This is a genomic window from Streptomyces sp. NPDC032822 (genome assembly GCF_055578825.1).
In genome coordinates this window covers 262540-285529 of the sequence record NZ_JBVIOL010000009.1, presented here as the reverse complement: position 1 = coordinate 285529, position 22990 = coordinate 262540, and the positions used below count along the sequence as shown (strand labels likewise).

The window sequence follows — 22990 nt, the reverse complement described above, 5'->3', positions numbered from 1 at the left end:
GTCCTCACGGCGGCCATCAGAGCCATCACCACCACGGTCATCACCACCGCAGGAACAGCAGTCGCAGGAGGCATGCGCACCCAGCGCACCGGGACCCCATGGACCCCGGAGCGGCGAGGACCGGGAGGGCCCGGTGAGTTCGCCACCGCCTTCCATGGCCACCCTCGACGGGGCGTTGCGGGCACAGTCCGCGCCGGGGGCGTCGCCGACCCGCCCACCGGCCTTCGGCGGCGCGTCGAGCCTGGTCCACCAACTCGTTCTGGCCCTGGTGTGCGCGGGATACGCCGTCGGTTCCGCGCTCGGTTGGGGCTCCCGGGAAGTCGCCCTGATCATGGGCGACTTCGGGCTGAGCGCCGCGGCCGGTATCGCCGCGGTGTCCTGTTTCCTCTACGCGCGCAGCCGCCGGATCCGCTTTCGGCCCGCCTGGCTGCTCTTCGCCCTCTCCTCGGCGATGGCCTCCCTCGGCAACCTGATCTGGGGGTGGTACGAAGTCGTCCTGAAGCGGCCCGTACCCAGCCCCAGCTACGCGGACCTGTTCTTCCTCTGCTTCGCGCCGCCCGCCATCGTGGGCCTGCTGGTGCTGGCCAAGCGGCCGGTGACGAAGGCCGGTTGGGTCTGCCTCGGCCTGGACGCCTGGCTGATCGGCGGCTCGCTCCTGACGCTCTCGTGGAGCCTCGCCCTCGCGCAGGCCGCGCGCTCCGAGGGGTCGAGCGTGGCGCACACCGCCCTGTCGGTCGCGTACCCGCTGCTCGACATCGCCCTGGTCAGCATGGTGCTGGCGCTGCACTTCCGGCGCTCGGCGGTGAACAGGTCGGCGGTGAACACCGCGATCGGGGCGCTCGCCCTGACGGTGATGTGCGACGCCCTGTTCACCTCGCCGCTGCTGCACCACACCTACCGCTCCGGGCAGTTGCTCGACGCGGGCTGGTTCGCCGGATCGCTGCTGCTCGCCTACGCCCCCTGGGCCGCGCCGCGCGACGGGGCGGGCGCCGTCCCGAGGCCGCACCCGGTCCGGCGTCCCCTGGCCGGGCACACGCGCGTGGTGCGCGAACACCTGCCGGGACATCGCACCGGCCGGCACCACCATCCGCCGGTGCCGGGCGGCGACCACAGCCGCTATCCGGCCGCCCGGCCCATCTCCGGCTCCCTGGCCGCCCTCACGCCCTACCTCGCGGCCGCCGTCTGCACGCTCGGGATCCTCTACAACGTCCTGAGCGGCCGCAGCGTCGACCGCGTGGTGCTCCTCACCGGCGGCACCGTGGTGCTCGCCCTCGTGGTGCGCCAGGGCATCATGCTGCTCGACAACATCACCCTCACCCAGGAACTGGCGCAGAAGGAGAACCACTTCCGCTCCCTGGTGCAGGGCTCCAGCGACGTCATCATGATCGCCGCCCCGAACGGCATCCTCCGGTACGTCTCACCGGCCGCCGCCGGGGTCTACGGCCGCCCCGCCGAGGATCTCGTGGGCACCGAGCTGGCCGGCCTCATCCACCCGGAGGACCTGGGCTGTGTGGTGCACGAGGTGCGTCGCTTCCTCACCGCCAGCCCCCTGGAGGAACCCACCACGCGCATCGAGTGCCGCTTCCGCTCCGGCGACGGAGGCTGGCTCAACGTCGAGTCCACCGTGAACCGGCACCAGGGCGGCCTCATCTTCAACAGCCGGGACGTGACCGAGAGGGTGCGCCTGCAGGCGCAGCTCCAGCACAACGCCGAGCACGACCCGCTGACCGACCTGCCCAACCGCGCCCTGTTCACCCAGCGCGTCCAGCAGGCCCTGTCCGGCCGCCGCTCCTCGGACCGCGGCACGGCCGTCCTCTTCATCGACCTGGACGGCTTCAAGGCCGTCAACGACACGATCGGGCACCAGGCCGGGGACGAACTGCTCGTCCAGGCCGCCCGCCGACTGCAGGACTCGGTCCGGCAGGGGGACACCGCCTCCCGGCTGGGCGGCGACGAGTTCGCGGCGCTGATCGTCGGCGACGGCGGCCGCGACCGCTCCGCCCGGGAGCGGCACATACGGGAACTCGCCGACCGGCTCAGGATCACCCTCTCCCAGCCCTACCTCATCGACGGCAACGATGTCCGGGTCAACGCCTCCATCGGCGTCGCCTTCGCCGAGCCCGGCCTCGGCGCGGGCGAGCTCCTGCGCAACGCCGACCTGGCCATGTACCGCGCCAAGGCGGGCGGCAAGGGCCGCGTCGAGCTGTACGCCCCGCAGATGCAGCAGGACGTCGTACGCAAGGCGGAGCTGGCCACGCGGCTGCGGGCCGCCCTGCACGACGGCGAGTTCACCCTGCTGCACCAGCCCGTGGTGTGCCTGGAGGACGGCCGGATCACCTCGGTCGCCGCCCAGGCGCGCTGGCGCTCCTCGCAGGGCGTGCTGTTCACGCCCGCCGAGTTCCTGCGGGTCGCCGAGGACAGCGACCGGACGTCGGAACTCGGCCGCTGGGTCCTGGAGGAGGCCGTCGAGCGGGCCGCCGAGCGGGCCGCGAACGGCCTGTCCGTGCCGGTGACGGTCCGGATGGGCGCGCGCCGGCTGCTGGACCGCTCGCTGCCGCTCGGCTCGATCGAGGCCCTGCTGACCCGGCACGGGCTGCCGTCCGGGTCGCTGGTGATCGAGCTGTCCGACGCCGACCCCCGGGTCCCGCTGGACGAGCTGGAGCGCCGTCTGAGCGCCCTGCGCAGGCTCGGTGTCCGGATCTCCCTCGACGGCTTCGGGAGCGGGTACGCGGCCATCACGGCCCTGCGCAGACTCCCCGTCGACGTGCTGAAGCTCGACCGCGGCCTGGTCGAGGGAGTCGTCGAGTCCGCCCGACTGCACAAGATCACCAGTGGGCTGCTCCGCATCACCGGCGATCTCGGGCTGCAGTCGGTGGCCGAGGGCGTGGACCTGCCGGAACAGGTCGTGGCGCTGCGCGCGATGGGCTGCACGCACGGCCAGGGCATGGCGTTCTCCGGTCCGCTCGACGAGTACCGGCTGCGCAGAGCGCTCGGATCCGGCCGCTACCCGGTGCCGCACGGACCGGCGGAGCCCGCGTTCGCGGGCGGCGGCCCGGGGGTGTACACCGGTGCTGTGCCCTCGCACGCCAGTGGTGTGCCCGCGGTTCTCGGTGGCGGGACGGCCCTCCGCTCACATAATGAGACTCCCGTCCCACCCACTTGACAGTGGGTGTGCGCCGGGGGGAGGGTCAGTTCCATGCGCACCCGAATTCTCGTACTTGGAAAGCGCGTCGGCTGACGCTGGTGACCTCCGGACGGACCCGGAACTCCCAGCGACCGCACCCGGCGCGCTCCCCTCGCTTGCCTCACGGCACGAGGGGTTTTTTGTTGCACGGACACTTTCGTACAAAAGCCGTACACCGCACAAACTTCGCAAAAACCCTCAGCATCGAGAAGAGAATGCCGATGACCGAGCAGGCCACCGGGGCCCATCACCCGCAGCCGCGGCCCCGATCCGGAGGACATCAGTCCGCCCCCGAGCACGTCACGGGCGCGCAGTCCCTCATCCGCTCGCTCGAGGAGGTCGGGGCCGAGACGGTGTTCGGCATTCCCGGCGGTGCGATCCTCCCCGCGTACGACCCGCTGATGGACTCCACCCGGGTGCGTCACGTCCTGGTCCGGCACGAGCAGGGCGCGGGCCACGCGGCCACCGGTTACGCCCAGGCCACCGGCAAGGTCGGTGTCTGCATGGCGACCTCCGGCCCCGGAGCCACCAACCTGGTCACGCCGATCGCGGACGCCCACATGGACTCGGTGCCGCTCGTGGCGATCACCGGGCAGGTGGCCTCCAAGGCGATCGGCACGGACGCCTTCCAGGAGGCGGACATCGTCGGCATCACCATGCCGATCACCAAGCACAACTTCCTGGTCACCAAGGCCGAGGACATCCCCCGGGTGATCGCGCAGGCGTTCCACATCGCCTCCACCGGCCGCCCGGGCCCGGTCCTGGTCGACATCGCCAAGGACGCCCTCCAGGCGCAGACGACCTTCTCCTGGCCGCCGGTCATGGACCTGCCGGGCTACCGCCCGGTGACCAAGCCGCACGCCAAGCAGATCCGCGAGGCCGCCAAGCTGATCACCGCGGCCAAGCGGCCCGTCCTGTACGTCGGCGGAGGTGTCCTCAAGGCCAGGGCCACCGCCGAGCTGAAGGTCCTCGCCGAACTCACCGGAGCGCCCGTCACCACCACCCTGATGGCGCTCGGCGCATTCCCCGACAGCCACCCGCTGCACGTGGGAATGCCGGGCATGCACGGTGCGGTCACCGCCGTCACCGCGCTGCAGAAGGCCGACCTGATCGTCGCCCTCGGAGCCCGCTTCGACGACCGCGTCACCGGCAAGCTGTCCAGCTTCGCCCCGCACGCCAAGATCGTCCACGCCGACATCGACCCGGCGGAGATCGGCAAGAACCGCGCCGCCGACGTGCCGATCGTCGGTGACGCCCGCGAGGTCATCGCCGACCTGGTGCAGGCCGTCCAGAAGGAGCACAGCGACGGCCACCAGGGCGACTACGCCGCCTGGTGGAAGGACCTCAACCGCTGGCGCGAGAACTACCCGCTCGGCTACGACCAGCCCGCGGACGGCTCCCTCTCGCCGCAGCAGGTCATCGAGCGCATCGGTCAACTGGCCCCGGAAGGCACGATCTTCGCCGCGGGGGTCGGCCAGCACCAGATGTGGGCCGCGCACTACGTCCAGTACGAGAAGCCCGCGACCTGGCTCAACTCCGGCGGCGCCGGAACGATGGGCTACGCGGTCCCGGCCGCGATGGGCGCCAAGGCCGGAGCCCCGGACCAGACGGTCTGGGCGATCGACGGCGACGGCTGCTTCCAGATGACCAACCAGGAACTCACCACCTGCGCCCTGAACAACATCCCGATCAAGGTCGCCATCATCAACAACGGCGCCCTCGGGATGGTCCGCCAGTGGCAGACCCTCTTCTACAACCAGCGCTACTCCAACACGGTGCTGCACTCCGGTCCGGGCGCCAGCGGCAAGGAGCCGAGCGCCGGCACCCGGGTCCCCGACTTCGTGAAGCTGTCGGAGGCCATGGGCTGTTACGCGATCCGCTGCGAGTCGCCGGACGACCTCGACAAGGTCATCGAAGAGGCCAACTCCATCAACGACCGCCCCGTCGTGATCGACTTCATCGTCCACGAGGACGCCATGGTGTGGCCGATGGTCGCCGCCGGCACCTCCAACGACGAGATCCTGGCCGCCCGGGACGTCCGCCCCGACTTCGGCGACAACGAAGACGACTGAGCGAGAGAGACGTAAAGAATCATGTCCAAGCACACGCTCTCCGTCCTGGTGGAGAACACGCCCGGCATCCTCGCCCGGATCGCCGCCCTGTTCTCCCGCCGCGGCTTCAACATCGACTCGCTCGCCGTCGGTGTCACCGAGCACCCGGAGATCTCCCGGATCACCATCGTGGTGAACGTGATCGAGGAACTCCCCCTCGAACAGGTCACCAAGCAGCTCAACAAGCTCGTCAACGTGCTGAAGATCGTCGAACTGGAACCCGGATCGGCGATCCAGCGCGAACTCGTTCTGGTGAAGGTGCGTGCCGACAACGAGACGCGCTCCCAGATCGTCGAGATCGTCCAGCTGTTCCGCGCCAAGACGGTCGACGTCTCCCCGGAGGCCGTCACCATCGAGGCCACCGGCGGCAGCGACAAGCTGTCGGCGATGCTCAAGATGCTGGAGCCCTTCGGCATCAAGGAACTCGTCCAGTCCGGCACCATCGCGATCGGCCGCGGCGCGCGTTCGATCACCGACCGGTCGCTGCGCTCCCTGGAACGCTCCGCCTGACCACGGACCGGGCGGTCGGCCCCCGCCGACCGCCCGTATACCGAGACCCCGAGACTTCCCTTCCGCCCGCCGTCATACGGTGGGACGCAACACCTGCACACCAAGGAGAGAACCCAAAGTGGCCGAGCTGTTCTACGACGCCGACGCCGACCTGTCCATCATCCAGGGCCGCAAGGTCGCGGTCATCGGTTACGGCAGCCAGGGCCACGCCCACGCGCTGTCGCTCCGTGACTCGGGTGTCGACGTGCGTGTCGGTCTGCACGAGGGCTCCAAGTCCAAGGCGAAGGCCGAGGAGCAGGGCCTGCGCGTGGTGACCCCGGCCGAGGCCGCCACCGAGGCCGACGTCATCATGATCCTGGTCCCGGACCCGATCCAGGCCCAGGTCTACGAGGAGTCCATCAAGGACAACCTCAAGGAGGGCGACGCCCTCTTCTTCGGCCACGGTCTGAACATCCGGTTCGACTTCATCAAGCCCCCGGCCGGCATCGACGTCTGCATGGTCGCCCCCAAGGGCCCGGGCCACCTCGTCCGTCGCCAGTACGAGGAGGGCCGCGGCGTTCCGTGTATCGCGGCCGTCGAGCAGGACGCCACCGGCAAGGCCTTCGCGCTGGCCCTCTCGTACGCCAAGGGCATCGGCGGCACCCGCGCCGGCGTCATCAAGACGACGTTCACCGAGGAGACCGAGACCGACCTCTTCGGTGAGCAGGCCGTTCTCTGCGGTGGTACGGCCGCGCTGGTCAAGGCCGGTTTCGAGACGCTGACCGAGGCGGGCTACCAGCCGGAGATCGCGTACTTCGAGTGCCTCCACGAGCTGAAGCTGATCGTCGACCTGATGTACGAGGGCGGCCTGGAGAAGATGCGCTGGTCGGTCTCCGAGACCGCCGAGTGGGGCGACTACGTCACCGGCCCCCGCATCATCACGGACGCCACCAAGGCCGAGATGAAGAAGGTCCTCGCCGAGATCCAGGACGGCACCTTCGCCCGTGAGTGGATGGCCGAGTACCACGGCGGTCTGAAGAAGTACAACGAGTACAAGACCCAGGACGAGCAGAGCCTCCTGGAGACCACCGGCAAGGAGCTGCGCAAGCTCATGTCGTGGGTCGACGACGAGGCGTAGGCCACCGGGACGGGGCCGCGGCGAACTCGCCGCGGCCCCGTCGCCGAACCTCCGGTAATCCCGCTCGTCCGTGGCGTCCGGCCACGGATGAGTGATCCTTCCGCGGAGGCGCAGGACGCCCTCCGCCGCGGCACTAGACTGCTGCACTACATACGCGTCGGGCCCACAGCGTCGTGCGTCTTCCACGCGGCAACCCTCCACCGCCTGCGGCCGTCGGGACGGCCGTCCGCATTGGACTTGTGAGGACTCACGTGAGCTCGAAACCAGTCGTACTCATCGCTGAAGAGCTGTCGCCCGCCACCGTCGACGCACTCGGGCCGGACTTCGAGATCCGGCACTGCAACGGAGCCGACCGCGCCGAACTGCTCCCCGCCATCGTGGACGTCGACGCGATCCTGGTCCGTTCGGCCACCAAGGTCGACGCCGAGGCCATCGCCGCCGCGAAGAAACTGAAGGTCGTCGCACGAGCCGGCGTCGGCCTGGACAACGTCGACGTCTCCGCCGCCACCAAGGCCGGCGTCATGGTCGTCAACGCCCCCACCTCGAACATCGTGACCGCGGCCGAGCTGGCCTGTGGCCTGCTCCTCGCCACCGCGCGCCACATCCCGCAGGCCAACACCGCCCTGAAGAACGGCGAGTGGAAGCGCAGCAAGTACACGGGTGTCGAGCTGGCGGAGAAGACCCTCGGTGTCGTCGGCCTCGGCCGCATCGGCGCGCTCGTCGCCCAGCGGATGTCGGCCTTCGGTATGAAGGTCGTCGCCTACGACCCCTATGTGCAGCCCGCGCGGGCCGCCCAGATGGGCGTCAAGGTGCTGTCGCTGGACGAGCTCCTGGAGGTCGCCGACTTCATCACCGTGCACCTGCCGAAGACCCCCGAGACCCTCGGTCTCATCGGTGACGAGGCGCTGCACAAGGTCAAGCCGTCGGTGCGCATCGTGAACGCCGCGCGCGGCGGGATCGTCGACGAGGAGGCGCTGTACTCGGCGCTCAAGGAGGGCCGCGTCGCCGGCGCCGGCCTCGACGTGTACGCGAAGGAGCCCTGCACGGACTCCCCGCTCTTCGAGCTCGACCAGGTCGTCTGCACCCCGCACCTCGGCGCGTCGACCGACGAGGCGCAGGAGAAGGCGGGCATCGCGGTCGCCAGGTCGGTGCGACTCGCCCTCGCCGGTGAACTCGTGCCCGACGCGGTGAACGTCCAGGGCGGCGTCATCGCCGAGGACGTCAAGCCGGGTCTGCCGCTCGCCGAGCGGCTGGGCCGCATCTTCACGGCGCTCGCCGGTGAGGTCGCCGTCCGCCTCGACGTCGAGGTGTACGGCGAGATCACCCAGCACGACGTGAAGGTGCTGGAACTCAGCGCTCTCAAGGGTGTGTTCGAGGACGTCGTCGACGAGACCGTCTCCTATGTCAACGCCCCGCTGTTCGCGCAGGAGCGCGGTGTCGAGGTGCGGCTGACGACCAGCTCCGAGTCGGCCGACCACCGCAACGTCGTGACCGTGCGCGGCACGCTCGGCAGCGGCGAGGAGGTGTCGGTCTCCGGCACGCTGGCCGGCCCGAAGCACCTCCAGAAGATCGTCGCCGTCGGCGAGTACGACGTGGACCTCGCGCTCGCCGACCACATGGTCGTCCTGCGGTACGAGGACCGTCCGGGTGTCGTCGGCACCGTCGGCCGCGTCTTCGGCGAGGCCGGCATCAACATCGCCGGCATGCAGGTGTCGCGTGCGGTGGCGGGCGGCGAGGCGCTGGCCGTCCTGACCGTCGACGACACGGTGCCCGTCGGGGTGCTGGCCGAGGTGGCCGAGGAGATCGGCGCGACGTCCGCGCGCGCGGTGAACCTCGTCTGACATCGCTTTCATACGCCGGACGGGCTGAGGTGACTCGGCTCGTCCGGCGTTTCGCTGTGCGGCTGCCGCACCTTCCGCAGCGTCACCGACGCCAGCACGGCGGCCCCCGCGAGCACCACGGTCCCCGCGACCGCCGCCCCCTGCATCCCGTCGGTGAACGCCTGCCGAGCGGCCGTCGCCAGCCCCGGTACGTGCCCGGCGACCGCCAGCGCACCGCCCAGCGTCTCCCGGGCCGTGTCCGGCGCCGTGTCCGGCATCTGGTGCCGGTAGATCGCCGTACCGATGGAGCCCAGGACGGCCATGCCGAGGGCGCCGCCGAACTCGGTGCCCGTCTCCAGCAGGGAGGACGCGGAGCCCGCGCGCTCCGCCGGGGCGGTGCCGAGGGCGAGGTCCGTCATCTGGGAGATGACCATGACGATTCCGGAGGCGAGGATTCCGCAGGCGGTCAGCACCAGCCACATCGAGTCCGTACCGGCGAGGGCGAGCAGGGCGTAGCCGCTCGCGCCGATGAGGAAGCCGGCCGTCACGACGTGGGCGCGGTGGACGCCCTTCTGGACCAGGGCGGTGGCCAGCGGGGCCGTCATGCCGATCGGCACCGAGGGGAGCAGTGCCCACAGGGCCGCTTCCAGCGCGCTCTTGCCGAGCACGGACTGCAGGTACTGCGTGGTGAAGAACGCCGAGCCCATCATCCCGAACGCGGAGACCAGGTTGAGGACGACGGCCGGGGCGAAGCCGGGCCCGCGGAACAGGGCGGGGGAGAGCATCGGCGCGACCGTCGTGCGCTGCCGGTGCACGAAGAGGGCGGCGAAGAGCAGGCCGACGGTGATCGAGACGACGTAGCGGACGTTCCAGCCCTCGGCGGTCAGCTCCTTCAGCCCGTAGATCACGGGGAGCACGGCGGCCATCGACAGGGGGACGCTCGGCCAGTCGAAGCGGCCGGGGGCGGGGTCCCTGGACTCGGGGAGCAGGATCGGGCCGAGGACCAGCAGCAGTGCCATCGCGGGCAGGTTGACCAGGAAGACCGAGCCCCACCAGAAGTACTCGACCAGCACCCCGCTCATGACCGAGCCGAGGGCGATACCGGCCGTCATCACGCCGGACCACAGGCCGATCGCCTTCGCGCGCTGGCCGGGGTCGGTGAACATCGTGCGGAGCAGGGCCATCGTCGAGGGCATCAGGGTCGCGCCGCCGATGCCGAGCATCGCGCGGGCCGCGATCAGGGTCTCGGCGCTGTTCGCGTACGCGGCGAGCAGGGAGGCGCCGCCGAAGGCGACCGCACCGCCGAGCAGCAGTCTGCGGCGGCCGATGCGGTCGCCGAGCGAGCCCATCGTCATCAGCAGGCCGGCCAGCACGAACGCGTAGATGTCGAAGATCCACAGTTGCTGGGTGCCGCTCGGCTCCAGGTCCGCGCTGACCGCCGGGATGGCGAAGTAGAGGACGGAGACGTCCATGGAGACCAGGAGCAGCGGAAGCATCAGTACGGCGAGGGCGGTCCATTCGCGGCGCCCGGCCCGGGGGCCCGCCGAGGTACACGTCGAGTTCGTCATGGCGAGGACTGTACGAGCGTCTTAAACGCTTGTCTAGTACGACTGTATAAATCAGTCGTCTGAATCGGATGTGTCAATCATCTGTGTAAGTCATCTGTCTAGGACGCCTGTATGGACCGGGGGTAGGCTGCTGCGCATGGGACACCGTGAGGATCTGCTCGAAGGCGCCAGGCGCTGCCTCCTGGAGAAGGGCTTCGCGCGTACGACGGCGCGTGACATCGTCAAGGAGTCGGGGACCAACCTGGCCTCCATCGGCTACCACTACGGCTCGAAGGACGCGTTGCTCGCGCAGGCGTATGTGGCGCTGGTCGAGGGGATGGGCGACACCTTCGAGGGCGACGGGGCGGGGCTGACCACCGAGCCCGGTTCCCTCGAACGGTTCCAGGAGGTGTGGGGGAACATCGTCGGCACCATGCGGCAGCCCGGTTCCATCTGGCACCTCAGCATGGAGATCGTGGTCATGGGCGACCAACTGCCCGAAGTGCGCGATCACTTGGCGCGCGCCCAGCGCGAGGCCGGACGCGGGCTCATTCCGCTGCTGATGGGCGGGCGGGAGGAGGACGTCTCCGACGAGGCCGCGGACACCGTCGGCATGTTCTACGTGACCCTGATGACGGGTCTCATCGCGCAGTGGACCTTCGACCCGAAGACCGCGCCCGACGCCGAGCAGCTCACCGAGGGGCTGCGCCGCGTGGTCGCCGGAGTCACGAAGGGCTGATCCGCCCGTCCCGCATCTCCAGCACCCGGTCCGCGAAGTGTCGTACGACCGCCCGGTCGTGGCAGATGAACAGATAGCCGAGACCCAGGTCGTCCTGGAGGTCGGCGAGCAGGTTCAGCACGCCGGCCCGGACGGACGGGTCCAGGGCCGACACCGGTTCGTCGAGGACCAGCAGCCGCGGTGCGGAGGCCAGCGCGCGGGCGATGCCGACGCGCTGGCACTGGCCGCCGGAGAGCTCGTGCGGCCGCCGGTCGCCGTACGACGGGTCCAGGCCGACCCGGTCGAGGAGTCCGGCCACCCGGGCGGGACCGTCGTCCGCCGTCCAGCGGCCCTGCACCTTCAGTGGCTCCGCGACGGCGTCGCGGACGCGGTGACGAGGGCTGAGGGAGCCGTACGGATCCTGGAAGACGGGCTGCATGCGGGGGCGCAGGGGGCGCAGTTCGCGTTCGGGGAGGGTCGTCAACTCCCGTCCCTCGAAGCGGACTTCGCCGCCGTCCGGGCGGCGCAGCTGCAGGACCGCCGACGCGGTGGAGGACTTGCCGCAGCCCGAGGGGCCGTTGAGGGCGAGGGTCTCGCCCGCGTGCAGGGAGAAGGAGACGTGGTCCACGGCGGTGACCGGGCCGTAGCGGACGAGGAGGTCGCGGACGTCGAGAAGGGGACCGCGGACGTCGGACGGCGGGCCGAGGCTGTCGGGCAGCGGGCCGCGGGTGTCAGGCTGCGGCATGCGGCTTCTCCCTCTCCTGGAACAACTCCGTTGCGGGATACGGGACGTCGGTGGATCGATGGCAGGCGACCAGCCGCCCGTCCACCCGCTGCGGCTCCGGCTCCTCGTCCTGGCAGGTGTCCGTCGCGAGCGGGCAGCGCGGGGCGAACGCGCAGCCCGGCGGGAGGGTGCCCGGGGCGGGCGGGACGCCGGGGAGGGTGGGCAGGCGGCGGCCCCGCGCGTGTTCGGGGAGCGAGGCGAGGAGGCCGGCGGTGTAGGGAGCCAGCGGCCGGGCCAACACCTTTTCCGCCGGGCCGAGTTCGGTCACGCGGCCGGCGTACATGACCAGCGCGCGGTCCGCGTGCCGGCGTACGACGTCCAGGTCGTGGGTGACCAGGACGAGCGCCGCCCCGACCGCTTCCCGCTGCTCGCCGAGGACGCGCAGGACCTGCTCGCGGTGCTCCTCGTCGAGGGCGGTGGTCGGTTCGTCGGCGACGAGGATCTCGGGATCGTTGACGGTCGCCATGGCGATGACCGCGCGCTGCCGCATACCGCCGGAGAACTCGTGCGGATAGGCGCGCGCCTTGCGTGCGGCGTCCGGGATGCCGACCCGGTCAAGCGCGGCCACCGCCCGGGCCCGCGCCTCCCTGCGTGACACCCCGGTCACCGACCGCACGGCGGCGGCGAGTTGGTCGCCGACCCGGTGCACCGGCGAGAGCGCGGAGAGGGCGTCCTGCGGGACGAGGGCGATCCGGCGGCCCCGTTGCGCGGCGAGGTCGCTCTCGCCGCGCAGCCGCACCCGTCCGCTCGTCGTCGCGTCCGGCGGCAGCATGCCCAGCAGGGCGCGGGCCGTGAGGGACTTGCCCGCGCCCGACTCGCCGACGACGGCGAGGACTTCGCCGGGGTGGACGTCGAAGGACAGACCGCGGACGGCCTCCACGCCGTGGAAGGCGATACGGAGATCGCGGACCGAGAGCAGCGCCTCGGGCTCCGGTGGCGTGGACTCCGGTGCTGACGTGGAGTCGGGTGTCGGCACGGGTTCGGGTGCCGACGTGGGTTCGGCTGCTTCAGACCGCAACGGGTGCCGCCTTCCTGGTGTCACGGGCGACGCTCCGGCCCTGTGCGTACGCCGCTCCCGACACCGCCAGTCCGGCCAGCAGGGCCAGGGCGAGGGCCGGGGCGAGTGCCGCCCACGGGGCGCGTTCCACGTAGGCGCGGGACTCGTCGAGGAGGAGGCCCCACTCGGGGGCGGGCGGCTGGGCGCCCAGTCCGAGGAAGCCGAGGGAGGCCAGGGCGAGGGCGATGCCGGGCAGCCGGAGCAGGGCGTGCCGGGCGACGGGGGCGGCCACCGAGGGCAGGACGTGCCGGGTGAGGACCCACAACGGCGGTGCGCCGATGGCCCGTTGGGCGGTGAGGAAGGAGGACGCCCGGACCTCCTGCACCAGCGCCGCCGCGTGCGCGGCCAGGGGCGGCCAGGAGATCAGCGCGACCGCGAGGGCCGCTCCGCCGGTGCCGGGCCCGGCCACCGCGGCGACCAGGATGCCGACGATGACCGGGGGCAGCGCGTTCGCGATGTCGGCCGCGCCGGCCGCGACGCCCGGCAGGAAGCCGAGCGTCAGCGCGACCAGCAGGCTCAGCAGGCAGACGGCCGCCGCCGTGCCGACCGTGGGGGCCGCGCCGTGCCCGAGCCGGGCCAGCACGTCCCGGCCGAGGCCGTCGGTGCCGAGGGGGTGCGACCAGGACGGCGCGGCGAGCCGGGCGGTCGTGTCGAGGGCGTACGGGTCGCGCAGCAGGCCCCAGCCGATGGTCACGGCGAGCACGGTGAACAGGGAGAAGGGGATCGCCGGGTGGGTAGGGACCGGCCGAACCGGCGGCAGCGACAGCCCGGCGTCCCGCAGGGCCGGGCCCAGCAGCCGACGCCGTACCAGCGCCGCCACCGCGCCCGCCACCAGGCCGAGCAGCAGCAGGGCCAGGACAGCGCCCTGGAGCAGCGGCAGATCCTGCGACTTGGCCGCGCCGAGTGCCGTACGGCCGATGCCAGGGACGGCGAACACGGTCTCCACCGCGACCGCGCCACCCGTGAGCCCCACGGCGACCATCCCGAACTGCGGTACCAGCGGCGGCAGTACGCGCTTCAGTGCGGCGGCCGAGATGCCGCCACGGCCGACTCCGGCCCCGCGCCACAGCTCCACCCACCGCTCGTCCAGTACGGAGGGCAGCGCGTCCGCGACCAGCCGGCCGAGCAGCCCGCCCGCCGGAACGCCGAGGGCGAGCGCGGGCAGCACCATGTACCGCGGGCCCTGCCAGCCGGACGTGGGCAGCCATCCCAGCCACACCCCGCACACCAGCAACGCGACGGTGGCGAGCAGGAATTCGGGCACCGCCGCGAGCATCGCCGCCCACGCCCCGGACGACCCCCGCCCCCGCACCAGCACGGGCGCGACCAGCGCACCCGCCAGCAGCACGGCGACCGCGAAGGCCGCACCCATCAGAGCCAGCGACACCTGCACCCCGGAGCCGACGGACGGCAGCACGTCGGTACCCGACACCCAGGACGTGCCGAGGTCCCCGCGCACCAGGTCGGAGGCCCAACTCCCCAGCAGCGAAAGGGGACCCGCGTCGAGCCCGAGATCCTGCCGTATGGCGTCCAGGGCCTCCTTCGTCGGCTCCTGCTCGGCGGAGCGGGCCCGCAGGACCGTCAGGGCGGGATCCCGGCCGGAGAGCCAGGGCAGCAGGCCCACGGCGGCCAGGACCGTGAGGAGACAGAGAGCGCGGGTCGCACCGGCCGCGGTCGGCAACCCTCTTTTCCGGAGCCTCACTTGACGTGCGTGTCCGCCGTGACCAGTTCCCGCTCGCGGGGGTCGTGGGCGACGTCGACGACCCCGGCGGCATCGCCCTGGATCACCCGCTCGTGCAGCATCGGCACAGCCGCGTCGGTGGCGAGGACGGCGGCCTCGGCGTCGATGACGGCCCGGCGGCGGGCCTCGCCGGTTTCGGTGCCGCCGGCCTTCGTCAGTGCCTTGTCGACCTCGGGGTCGGTGAGTTGGGCGATGTTGAAGGAGCCGTCGGAGGCGAAGTCGCTGTAGAGGTAGGCGGCCGGGTCGCCGGAGTCGAGGACGGTGGCCCGGGAGAGCACGAACGCGTCGAACTCGCCCGCCAGCGCGTCGGATTCGATGGCGGCGTACTCGCGCACCTCCAGCTTCACCGTGAATCCGGCCCGCTGGAGCTGTTGTTGGAGGGTGGCCGCGACCTCGGGGAGTTCGGCGCGGTCGGTGAACGTGCCGATGGTGACGGTCTTCCCGGCCGGATCGCCCGCCCTTGCGCGGGACACCGGCGTCCGCAGGTCGGCCGCCCACGGCAGGGCGGGCCCCAGCAGCCCTTCGGCGACGTCGGCGCGCCCCTCGTACACACCCTTCACGATCGACTCGGCGTCGATCGCCTCACGGGCGGCGGCGCGCAGCGAGGCGTCCTTGAAGGCGCCCTTCCCGGTGTTCAGGTACAGGGTGTTGGTGCGCGGCATCGGGACCTCGGTGATCAGGTCCTCGTCGAGCAGCGCGGCCTGCGAGACCGGCACCGCCTCGACGATGTCGGCCTCGCCGCTGCGCAGGGCCGCGGCGCGAGCGGTGCCGTCCGGCACGAACCTGACGTCGATCCCGGGGGCCTTCGCCCTGCCGCCCCAGTAGGCGTCGTGGCGGTCGAGGGCGGCGGCGGAGGTGCCGTCGACCCTGGTCAGTTCGAAGGGGCCGGTGCCGGCGCCGACCGGGTCGACGGTCTTGCCCCGGTACGCCTTCGCCGCGAGGACCGACAGCTGAGGGGAGCTGAGCCGCTGCGGGACGAGGGGGTCCTCGGCACCGGTCGTCACGACGACCGTCCGCTCGCCCTTCGCCTTCGCCGTCAGGTCGACGCCGTCGAGGATGCGGGGCTTGGGGGAGGCGGTGGCGGCCGTGCTGAGCGAGCGGACGACGGCCTCGGCGGTCAGCTCCGTACCGTCGTGGAAGGTGACCCCGTCCCTGACGGTGAACGTCCAACTCCGCCCAGACTGAACCCACTTGGTGGCAAGCGCCGGTTCGGCGTCCCCGGCCGCGTCCAGCTTCACCAGCGTCTCCGCCGTGGACCAGCGGGAGAGTTTGAACGCGTCGTCGGAGAGGGGGGAGAGCCCGGAGCGTGGGGGCAGCATCATGGCGACGCGTATGCGCTTGCCGTCGACACCGTTGTCCGCGGAGGTCTCCGCGCCGGTGAAGCAGCCGGTGAGCAGCGCGGAGGCGGCCGTGAGGGCGGTGGCGGGGAGCAGGCGGCGAGCGGGCAGGCGCACGGAACCCTCCGGGTAAAGGGGTGGTCAAGGACAGTGCGGCGACCGTAGCATGATGACAATCGTTTTCAATAATCCGTCCCACTTTCAACGACCGCCCCCTCCCTCCCGGCGCGAGTGCCTTCCCTTGCCGGGGCCGGAGGCCGTGCGCCCGTCTCCGCCTCCGCGGCAGACTGCGCGCCATGAACGCACTGGACGAATACCGCGCCGCGGCTCGCGGGCGAGGTGTGCCCGAGGACCTTCTCGGCAGGGCGCTGCTACTCGCCCGTCCGCGCCTGGAGTTACGGTCGGCGCAGGACGGTGACGCGCCCGTCGTCGGACAGTACGGAGGTCACCCCCGGCTCCCCCCGAACGTCGAATGGTCCGGCTTCCCGGCGTTCATCGCGTCGGTCGACTGTGCGGCCGTCCCGGTCGGTGAGCTGGACATACCGTTGCCGACGGACGGGCACCTGCTGTTCTTCGCCGACAACGGCGAGCCGAGCCATGTCCCAGGGCCGAACGACCAAGGCCGGGTGGTGTACGTCCCGGCCGGGACGGCGACGACGGAACGGGCCCCCTCCGAGGAGAACGCGCCCTACACCTGCGAGTCGTACCCCCTCCGAGGCCGGCTCGACCGGTTCATGCCGGACACCGACAACGACATCGCCGACCACGAGACGCTGCGCCTCATCCACCCCTACCTGATGGACTACCTGGACGAGACCGCGACCGGCGAACTCACCCTGGGCGGATACGCGTCCGTGATCCAGAGCGACCCGGCGCCCTGGCCCGTCGCCGACGACACCTCACTCGTCCTGCTGGCCCGCGCGGACTACGAGTTCGTGGACGTGCCCCTCATGTGCGCCGCCTCCTGGCTGATCCATCCCCGGGACCTGGCCGAAGGGGACTTCGGGAACGTGCGGCTCCATTGCCAGACGTACATGTGACGCCTACAGCCGCGCCCCCTTCAACGCCATGTGCAGCAGCAGCCGGTCCTCCCCGTCGTCCAGGTCCAGGCCCGTCAGCTGTTCCACCCTGGACAGCCGGTAGTACAGCGTCTGCCGGTGGATGCCCAGTTCCGCCGCCGTGCGGCCGGCCTGGCCCGCGCAGTCGAGGTAGACCTCGGCGGTGCGGGCCAGTTCGCGGTGGGTGGGGGTGAGGAGGGTGCGGACGGCGGGGTCGTGGGCCGTTTCCGGGGGGAGTGCGGTGAGGAGGCGGTACGGGCCGATGGACGCCCACTCGGCGACCGGGCCGAGGTGGGGTTCCGCCAGGGCCGCGCGGGCCGCGGCCGAGGCCTCTCGCCAGGCCGCGCCCAGCTCGGCCAGGCCGGAGCGGGTGGCCGCGATGCCCGCGGCGGCGCCCGCGTCGTTGCTCCCGGCCCCGCCCCGCGCCGCCTCCAGCAACCGCCCCGCCGCCGACGTCGCCGGTGTCAGGACGTCCGCCGAGCGCAGCCGTACCAGCAGGGCCAGGGAGGTGGCCGTCGTCCCCCACGGGACGGTGCACAGGGCGGTCGCGCCCGGCACCGTGCGGACCGAGGGGGCGTCGTCCGGGTCGGCGGAGGGCCAGGGGGCGACGCAGACCATCGTGTGGAGGGTGTCGGCGCGGGGACCGAGGGCGGTGCGGAGTTCGGCGACGGCCATGTCGTGCTGCCAGTCGTGCTCGGCGGTCAGCACGGCCCGCAGCTCCCGGCTCAGATCCGCCCCGTGCTGCGCCTCGTCGGCGAGCAGGGCGCCGATGCGGGAGGTGACCGCCATGGCGGCCGTGAGCCGGTGGTCGGTCGGGCCGGGGTCGTCGTCCAGGAGCCAGACGTATCCGAGGACGACACCCCGATGGCGTACGGGGAGACAGATCCGGCCCCGGTAGACGCCCGCCTCCGGGGTGGGCGGGATACGGACCGGCGCGGTCGCGCGGGTGATGCCGAAGCCCTCGAACCAGGAGCGGACCGCGGCCGTGGAGCGGCGGGTCAGGATGGAGCGGGTGCGCACCGGGTCCAGGGCGGAGGCGTCGAGCTCGCCCTCGCTGTCGTACGTACCGAAGGCGATCAGCTCGAAGTCCCGGTTCTCCAGCGTCGCCGGGGCGCCGAGGAGCTCCGAGATCTCGTCGACCAGTTCCTGGTAGTCGCCCTTGCGGTCCCTGTGGTCCTGGCGGTCCCTGTCGTCCTTGTATTCCGGTGTCACTCAGGCATTCTCCCGCATTTCCGCGTGTCCTTCATACATCTGTCTGAGATCTACGGCACGGATGCGTGACAGCTGTCGATGGCCGACGATCGGAGGGATCCCTAGGTTTCACGGTGGTTCTATCTGCTGGTCTGTGGAGGTGCCCCGTGCTGGGTCCCGTGATTCTTGCCGCGTCGCGCAGCGACCGGATGCGACGTCTGATCTCGGCGGCCCCCGTCACCAGGCAGGTGGTCGACCGCTTCATCCCCGGCGAGACCGTGGACGGGATCGTCCCGATCATCGAGGACCTCACGTCCAGGGGTCTGGAGCTGACGATGGACGTCGTCGGCGAGGACATCACCACCCCCGGGCAGGCCGCCGCCGCGCGGGACGCGTATCTGGAGCTCGTCGACCGGCTGAAGCGGCTGGAGCTGGGCACCCGCGCGGAGATGTCCGTGAAACTGTCGATGTTCGGCCAGGCGCTGGACGGCGGTCACGAGCTGGCGCTCGCCAACATCCGGCCCGTCGTCGAGGCGGCCGCCGCGATCGGTACGACCGTCACGCTCGACGCGGAGGACCACACCACCCTCGACTCGATGTTCGCCATCCACGAGGAGCTGCGGAAGGACTTCCCGCAGACCGGCTGCGTCATCCAGGCGTACCTCTTCCGCACCGAGGCCGACGCCCGCCGGCTCGCCGACGGCGGCAGCCGGGTGCGGCTGGTGAAGGGCGCGTACAAGGAGCCCGCCGAGGTCGCCTACCAGCAGAAACACGAGATCGACAAGGCGTACGTCCGAATCCTGAAGATCCTGATGGAGGGCGAGGGATACCCGATGATCGGGTCCCACGACCCGCGCCTCATCTCCATCGGCCAGGAACTCGCCCACCGGGCCGGCCGCAAGCTCGACGAGTACGAGTTCCAGATGCTGTACGGCATCCGCGGCGAAGAGCACCTGCGGCTCGCCGCCGAGGGCCACCGCATGCGCGTCTACACCGCCTACGGCACCGACTGGTACGGCTACTTCATGCGACGCCTCGCGGAGAAGCCGGCGAACCTGCGGTTCTTCGCCCGCAGCATGATCACCAAGGGCTGAGCCCCGGAAACACACCGCTCAAGAAGGAGTTACGGAACTTATGGACGCTGTGACCCAGGTCCCCGCCCCCGTCAACGAGCCGGTGCACGGCTATGCCCCCGGCTCGCCCGAGCGCGCCCGGCTGGAGGCCAGGCTGAAGGAGCTGGCCGAGAACCCCGTCGACCTGCCCTGCACCATCGGCGGTGTACGGCGGCTCGGCGGCGGCGAGCGTTTCGACGTCGTGCAGCCGCACCGCCACAAGGCCGTCCTCGGTACGTACGGCAACGCCACCCGGCAGGACGCCCAGGACGCGATCGACGCGGCCCTCGCCGCCGCGCCCGCCTGGCGGGCGATGTCCTTCGACGACCGCGCGGCGATCATCCTGCGCGCGGCCGAGCTGCTGGCCGGCCCCTGGCGCGAGACGCTCGCCGCCTCGACGATGCTGGGCCAGTCCAAGACCGCCCAGCAGGCCGAGATCGACACCCCCTGCGAACTGGTCGACTTCTGGCGCTTCAACGTCAAGTACGCCCGTGACCTGCTCGCCGAGCAGCCCCCGGCGAACTCCCCGGGTGTCTGGAACCGCCTCGACCACCGCCCCCTCGAAGGCTTCGTCTACGCGATCACGCCCTTCAACTTCACGGCCATCGCGGGCAACCTGCCGACCGCGCCCGCGCTGATGGGCAACGTCGTGGTGTGGAAGCCGTCCCCGACGCAGACGCACGCCGCCGTGCTGCTCATGCGGATCCTGGAGGAGGCCGGTCTTCCCAAGGGTGTCATCAACCTGGTCACCGGCGACGGCATCGAGGTCTCCGAGGTCGCCCTGACCCACCGCGACCTCGCCGGCATCCACTTCACCGGCTCGACCCGCACCTTCCAGCACCTGTGGAAGACGGTCGGCGCCAACATCGAGACGTACCGCACCTACCCGCGTCTGGTCGGCGAGACCGGCGGCAAGGACTTCGTCGTCGCCCACCCGAGTGCCGACCCGGCGATCCTCAAGACCGCGCTGACCCGCGGTGCCTTCGAGTACCAGGGCCAGAAGTGTTCGGCGACCTCCCGGGCGTATCTCCCCGCGTCGATCTGGAACGGCGGCTTCCGTGAGGAGTTCGCCGCCGAGATCGACGGCATCACCATGGGCGACGTCACCGACCTGTCGAACTTCGTCGGCGCGGTCATCGACGAGCGGGCCTTCGCCAAGAACAAGGCGGCCATCGACCGCGCCAAGGCGGACCCGACCTGCACGATCGTCGCGGGCGGCTCGTACGACGACTCGACCGGCTACTTCGTCCGCCCGACCGTCATCGAGTGCGCCGACCCGGAGAACGAGGTCTTCACCACCGAGTACTTCGGCCCGATCCTCGCCGTGCACGTCTACGAGGACGACCGGTACGACGAGATGCTGACGCAGATGGAGTCGGTGTCCGACTACGCGCTGACCGGCTCGGTCATCTCCTCCGACCGCGCCGCCACGGCGTACACGATGGAGAAGCTGCGCTACGCGGCCGGCAACTTCTACATCAACGACAAGTCGACCGGTGCCGTCGTCGGCCAGCAGCCCTTCGGCGGCGGCCGGGCCTCCGGCACCAACGACAAGGCCGGCGCCCCGCAGAACCTGATGCGCTGGACTCTGACCCGCGCCATCAAGGAGACGCTGGTCCCGCCGACCGACTACCCGTACCCGCACATGGGCTGACGTCCCGTCACGTAGTGGCGGAGAAGAGGGCCGGGCACCCGCCCGGCCCTCTTCCGCTCGCCCTGCCCTGCCTCGCCCTGCCTCGCGCTCTCCGTCCCGTCCCGTTCCGGCCCGGCAGACTGTCCGTCATGGACGAGACGGTGGTCACCGACGACGGAGTACGGCTGTGGGCGAGCCGTTCGGGCCGGGGCCGCACCCCGCTGGTGCTGTGCCACGGCGGTCCCGGGCTGTGGGACATGTTCGAGGACGTGGCCGGGATGCTCGACGACGAGGCCACGGTGGTCCGTTGGGACCAGCGCGGCGGCGGACGGTCCGAGCGGTGCGCGGGGCCGTGGACCAGCGAGCGGTTCGTGGCCGATCTGGACGCCGTACGACGGCACTTCGGGCTGGAGCGGATGGTGCTGCTCGGCCATTCCTGGGGCGCGCAGCTCGCGTTGGCGTACGCGCTGGCCCGTCCGGAGCATGTCGCCGCGCTGATCTACGTGAGCGGCACCGGCATCGGCCCGGACGCCGACTGGCATCCCCGGTTCAGGGAGAACTTCCTCGCCCGGCTCGGCGAGCACCCCGAACGGCTGGCCCGCTGGACCGAGTTGGGCGACCTGCCGGAGCGCACCGAGGACGAGGAGCGGGAGCGCGCGGTTCTCCAGTGGGCGATCGAGTTCGAGGACCGCGAGCGGGCGCCGGAGCATGCCGGGCGGATGGCCGACCCGTGGTTCCCGATCAACACCGCGTGCAACAAGGCGCTGAACGCCGAGCGGCAGCGCGAGTGGGGCACCCCCGAGCTGTACGCGGCCTGTCGGCGTCTGGATCTGCCCGTACTGATCGTCGACGGCACCCGGGACGTCCGGCCGCGCTCGGCGGTGGACTCCCTGGAGCGGGCGCTGCCGCGAGTCCGGCGGACGGCGCTGCCCCGGGCCGGGCACCTGCCGTGGGTGGAGGACCCGAAGGGCTTCCGGGAGACGGTGACGGCCGCCCTCGTCCACTGACGGCCCGCCGTCGCCGGTATCTCCCGGCCCTCAACTCACCGCTCGTACCAGGATCTTCCCGGTGTTCCCGCCGCGCAGCATCAGCAGGAACGCCTCCACGATCCGCTCGAACCCGTCCACCACGGTCTCGTCCGGCGTGAGCGCCCCGCTGAGCAGGTGCGGTACGGCGAACTCGTACAACTCCTCCTGTACGTCGGCGTAGTCCCGCACCAGGAAGCCCTCCAGCCGGAGGCTCTTCTCCACGACGTCGGCGTGGTCGAACAGGGCGGCTGTGGTGCCCGGCGCGTTGTACTGCCCGACCGTGCCGATCCGTACCACTCGTCCGCGGTCCCGGAGCGCGCCGATCGCCGCGCCCAGGTGGTCGCCGCCGACGTTGTCGACGAAGACGTCGATGCCGTCCGGGGCCGCTTTGGCGAGCAGGTCGGCGACGGGCGCGGTGTGGTAGTCGAAGGCCTCGTCGTAGCCGACCCGTTCCGTCAGGTGGGCGACCTTCGCCGCCGAGCCCGCGCTGCCGACGATCCGGCCCGCGCCGAGCAGTCGGGCGAAGCGGCCGGTCGCCGTGCCGACCCCGCCCGCCGCCGCGGACACGAACAGGTCCTCGCCCTCGCGCAGCCGGGCGATCCGGGTGAGGCCGACGTACGCGGTCAGGCCCGTACCGCCGAGGACGCTCAAGTGGGCGGAGAGCGGCACGCCTTCATGGCGGGGGAGACGTCTGGCCTCTTCCGGGCGGACGACGGAGTGGGTGCGCCAGCCCCGGCGGTGGAAGGCGAACTCTCCCTCCGGCAGCGCCGGTTCGCGCGAGGCGACGACCCGGCCGAGGGCGCGGCCCTCCAGCGGGGCGTTCAACGCGAAGTCGCCGTCCATCATTTCGCGGTGATAGGGATCCACCGACCAGTAGAGGTTCTCGACCAGGGCCGTGCCGGGGCCGGGGTCCGGCACGGGGGACTCGACGAAGCGGAAGTGGTCGGGGGTGGGGAAGCCGGTCGGGCGGGCGGTCTGGTGCACGGTGAGCGCGGTGTCGGTCATGGCATGGGACGGTAGGCAGGAATGCGGGCGGTGGGCA

The 22990-nt window shown here is 71.5% G+C and carries 17 protein-coding genes; 10 read left to right on the top strand and 7 right to left on the bottom strand.

The window, feature by feature from the left end; translation table 11 throughout:
• Positions 1–133: 133 nt before the first annotated feature.
• The 5 genes from ACZ5VD_RS26310 (at position 134) to serA (ending at position 8763) form a co-directional block, all read left to right on the top strand.
• Complete coding sequence (locus tag ACZ5VD_RS26310) at positions 134–3163, top strand: putative bifunctional diguanylate cyclase/phosphodiesterase (RefSeq protein WP_468548684.1); 3030 nt, start codon at positions 134–136, stop codon at positions 3161–3163.
• 236 nt (positions 3164–3399) lie between these two features.
• On the top strand, positions 3400–5256 hold the full coding sequence (locus ACZ5VD_RS26305; RefSeq protein ID WP_468548683.1) for an acetolactate synthase large subunit: 1857 nt from the start codon (positions 3400–3402) through the stop codon (positions 5254–5256).
• A gap of 21 nt (positions 5257–5277) precedes the next feature.
• Entirely contained in the window at positions 5278–5805 is a 528-nt protein-coding gene (gene ilvN, locus ACZ5VD_RS26300; protein WP_468548682.1) for an acetolactate synthase small subunit, read from the top strand.
• A gap of 118 nt (positions 5806–5923) precedes the next feature.
• Positions 5924–6922, top strand: a complete 999-nt coding sequence (gene ilvC, locus ACZ5VD_RS26295) for a ketol-acid reductoisomerase (protein ID WP_468548681.1) — start codon at positions 5924–5926, stop codon at positions 6920–6922.
• A gap of 251 nt (positions 6923–7173) precedes the next feature.
• Complete coding sequence (gene serA, locus ACZ5VD_RS26290) at positions 7174–8763, top strand: phosphoglycerate dehydrogenase (RefSeq protein WP_468548680.1); 1590 nt, start codon at positions 7174–7176, stop codon at positions 8761–8763.
• 8 nt (positions 8764–8771) lie between these two features.
• Here serA and ACZ5VD_RS26285 read toward each other — a convergent pair whose 3' ends face one another.
• Positions 8772–10310, bottom strand: a complete 1539-nt coding sequence (locus tag ACZ5VD_RS26285) for an MFS transporter (RefSeq protein ID WP_468548679.1) — start codon at positions 10308–10310, stop codon at positions 8772–8774.
• 136 nt (positions 10311–10446) lie between these two features.
• On the opposite strand from ACZ5VD_RS26285, the gene ACZ5VD_RS26280 reads away from it, so the two are divergent.
• Positions 10447–11028 (top strand): TetR/AcrR family transcriptional regulator, encoded by a 582-nt coding sequence (locus ACZ5VD_RS26280; RefSeq protein ID WP_468548678.1) that lies wholly within the window; start codon positions 10447–10449, stop codon positions 11026–11028.
• Here ACZ5VD_RS26280 and ACZ5VD_RS26275 read toward each other — a convergent pair.
• From ACZ5VD_RS26275 to ACZ5VD_RS26260, 4 genes are read right to left on the bottom strand one after another with little or no spacing between them, the layout of a single operon-like run.
• Complete coding sequence (locus ACZ5VD_RS26275) at positions 11015–11752, bottom strand: ATP-binding cassette domain-containing protein (protein WP_468548677.1); 738 nt, start codon at positions 11750–11752, stop codon at positions 11015–11017. The two genes, ACZ5VD_RS26280 and ACZ5VD_RS26275, sit on opposite strands and share 14 nt — an antisense overlap.
• Positions 11739–12767, bottom strand: a complete 1029-nt coding sequence (locus ACZ5VD_RS26270) for an ABC transporter ATP-binding protein (protein WP_468683556.1) — start codon at positions 12765–12767, stop codon at positions 11739–11741. The genes ACZ5VD_RS26275 and ACZ5VD_RS26270 overlap by 14 nt, the downstream gene beginning before the upstream one ends.
• 31 nt (positions 12768–12798) lie before the next feature.
• Positions 12799–14529: an ABC transporter permease subunit gene (locus ACZ5VD_RS26265; protein WP_468548676.1), complete on the bottom strand. Its 1731-nt coding sequence runs from the start codon at positions 14527–14529 to the stop codon at positions 12799–12801.
• Between the two features lie 17 nt (positions 14530–14546).
• Positions 14547–16043 carry an ABC transporter substrate-binding protein gene (locus ACZ5VD_RS26260; protein WP_468548675.1) on the bottom strand — a complete coding sequence of 499 codons (1497 nt, stop codon included), beginning with the start codon at positions 16041–16043 and terminating at the stop codon, positions 14547–14549.
• A 179-nt stretch (positions 16044–16222) separates the two neighbouring features.
• Between ACZ5VD_RS26260 and ACZ5VD_RS26255 the strand changes: the two genes are divergently transcribed.
• Complete coding sequence (locus tag ACZ5VD_RS26255) at positions 16223–16966, top strand: DUF1963 domain-containing protein (RefSeq protein ID WP_468683509.1); 744 nt, start codon at positions 16223–16225, stop codon at positions 16964–16966.
• A 3-nt stretch (positions 16967–16969) separates the two neighbouring features.
• Here ACZ5VD_RS26255 and ACZ5VD_RS26250 read toward each other — a convergent pair whose 3' ends face one another.
• Complete coding sequence (locus tag ACZ5VD_RS26250) at positions 16970–18196, bottom strand: PucR family transcriptional regulator (RefSeq protein ID WP_468683508.1); 1227 nt, start codon at positions 18194–18196, stop codon at positions 16970–16972.
• 146 nt (positions 18197–18342) lie between these two features.
• Here ACZ5VD_RS26250 and ACZ5VD_RS26245 point away from each other — a divergent pair, with 146 nt between their 5' ends.
• The 3 genes from ACZ5VD_RS26245 (at position 18343) to ACZ5VD_RS26235 (ending at position 21927) form a co-directional block, all read left to right on the top strand.
• Complete coding sequence (locus tag ACZ5VD_RS26245; protein ID WP_468548672.1) at positions 18343–19269, top strand: proline dehydrogenase family protein; 927 nt, start codon at positions 18343–18345, stop codon at positions 19267–19269.
• Between the two features lie 40 nt (positions 19270–19309).
• Positions 19310–20941 carry an L-glutamate gamma-semialdehyde dehydrogenase gene (gene pruA, locus ACZ5VD_RS26240; RefSeq protein WP_468548671.1) on the top strand — a complete coding sequence of 544 codons (1632 nt, stop codon included), beginning with the start codon at positions 19310–19312 and terminating at the stop codon, positions 20939–20941.
• A gap of 128 nt (positions 20942–21069) precedes the next feature.
• Positions 21070–21927, top strand: coding sequence for an alpha/beta fold hydrolase (locus tag ACZ5VD_RS26235; protein WP_468548670.1), 858 nt, complete (start codon positions 21070–21072; stop codon positions 21925–21927).
• 30 nt (positions 21928–21957) lie between these two features.
• Here ACZ5VD_RS26235 and ACZ5VD_RS26230 read toward each other — a convergent pair whose 3' ends face one another.
• The gene (locus ACZ5VD_RS26230) at positions 21958–22953 is read right to left on the bottom strand and encodes an NADP-dependent oxidoreductase (protein ID WP_468548669.1); all 996 of its coding nucleotides are present in this window, start codon (positions 22951–22953) and stop codon (positions 21958–21960) included.
• Between the last annotated feature and the right edge of the window lie 37 nt (positions 22954–22990).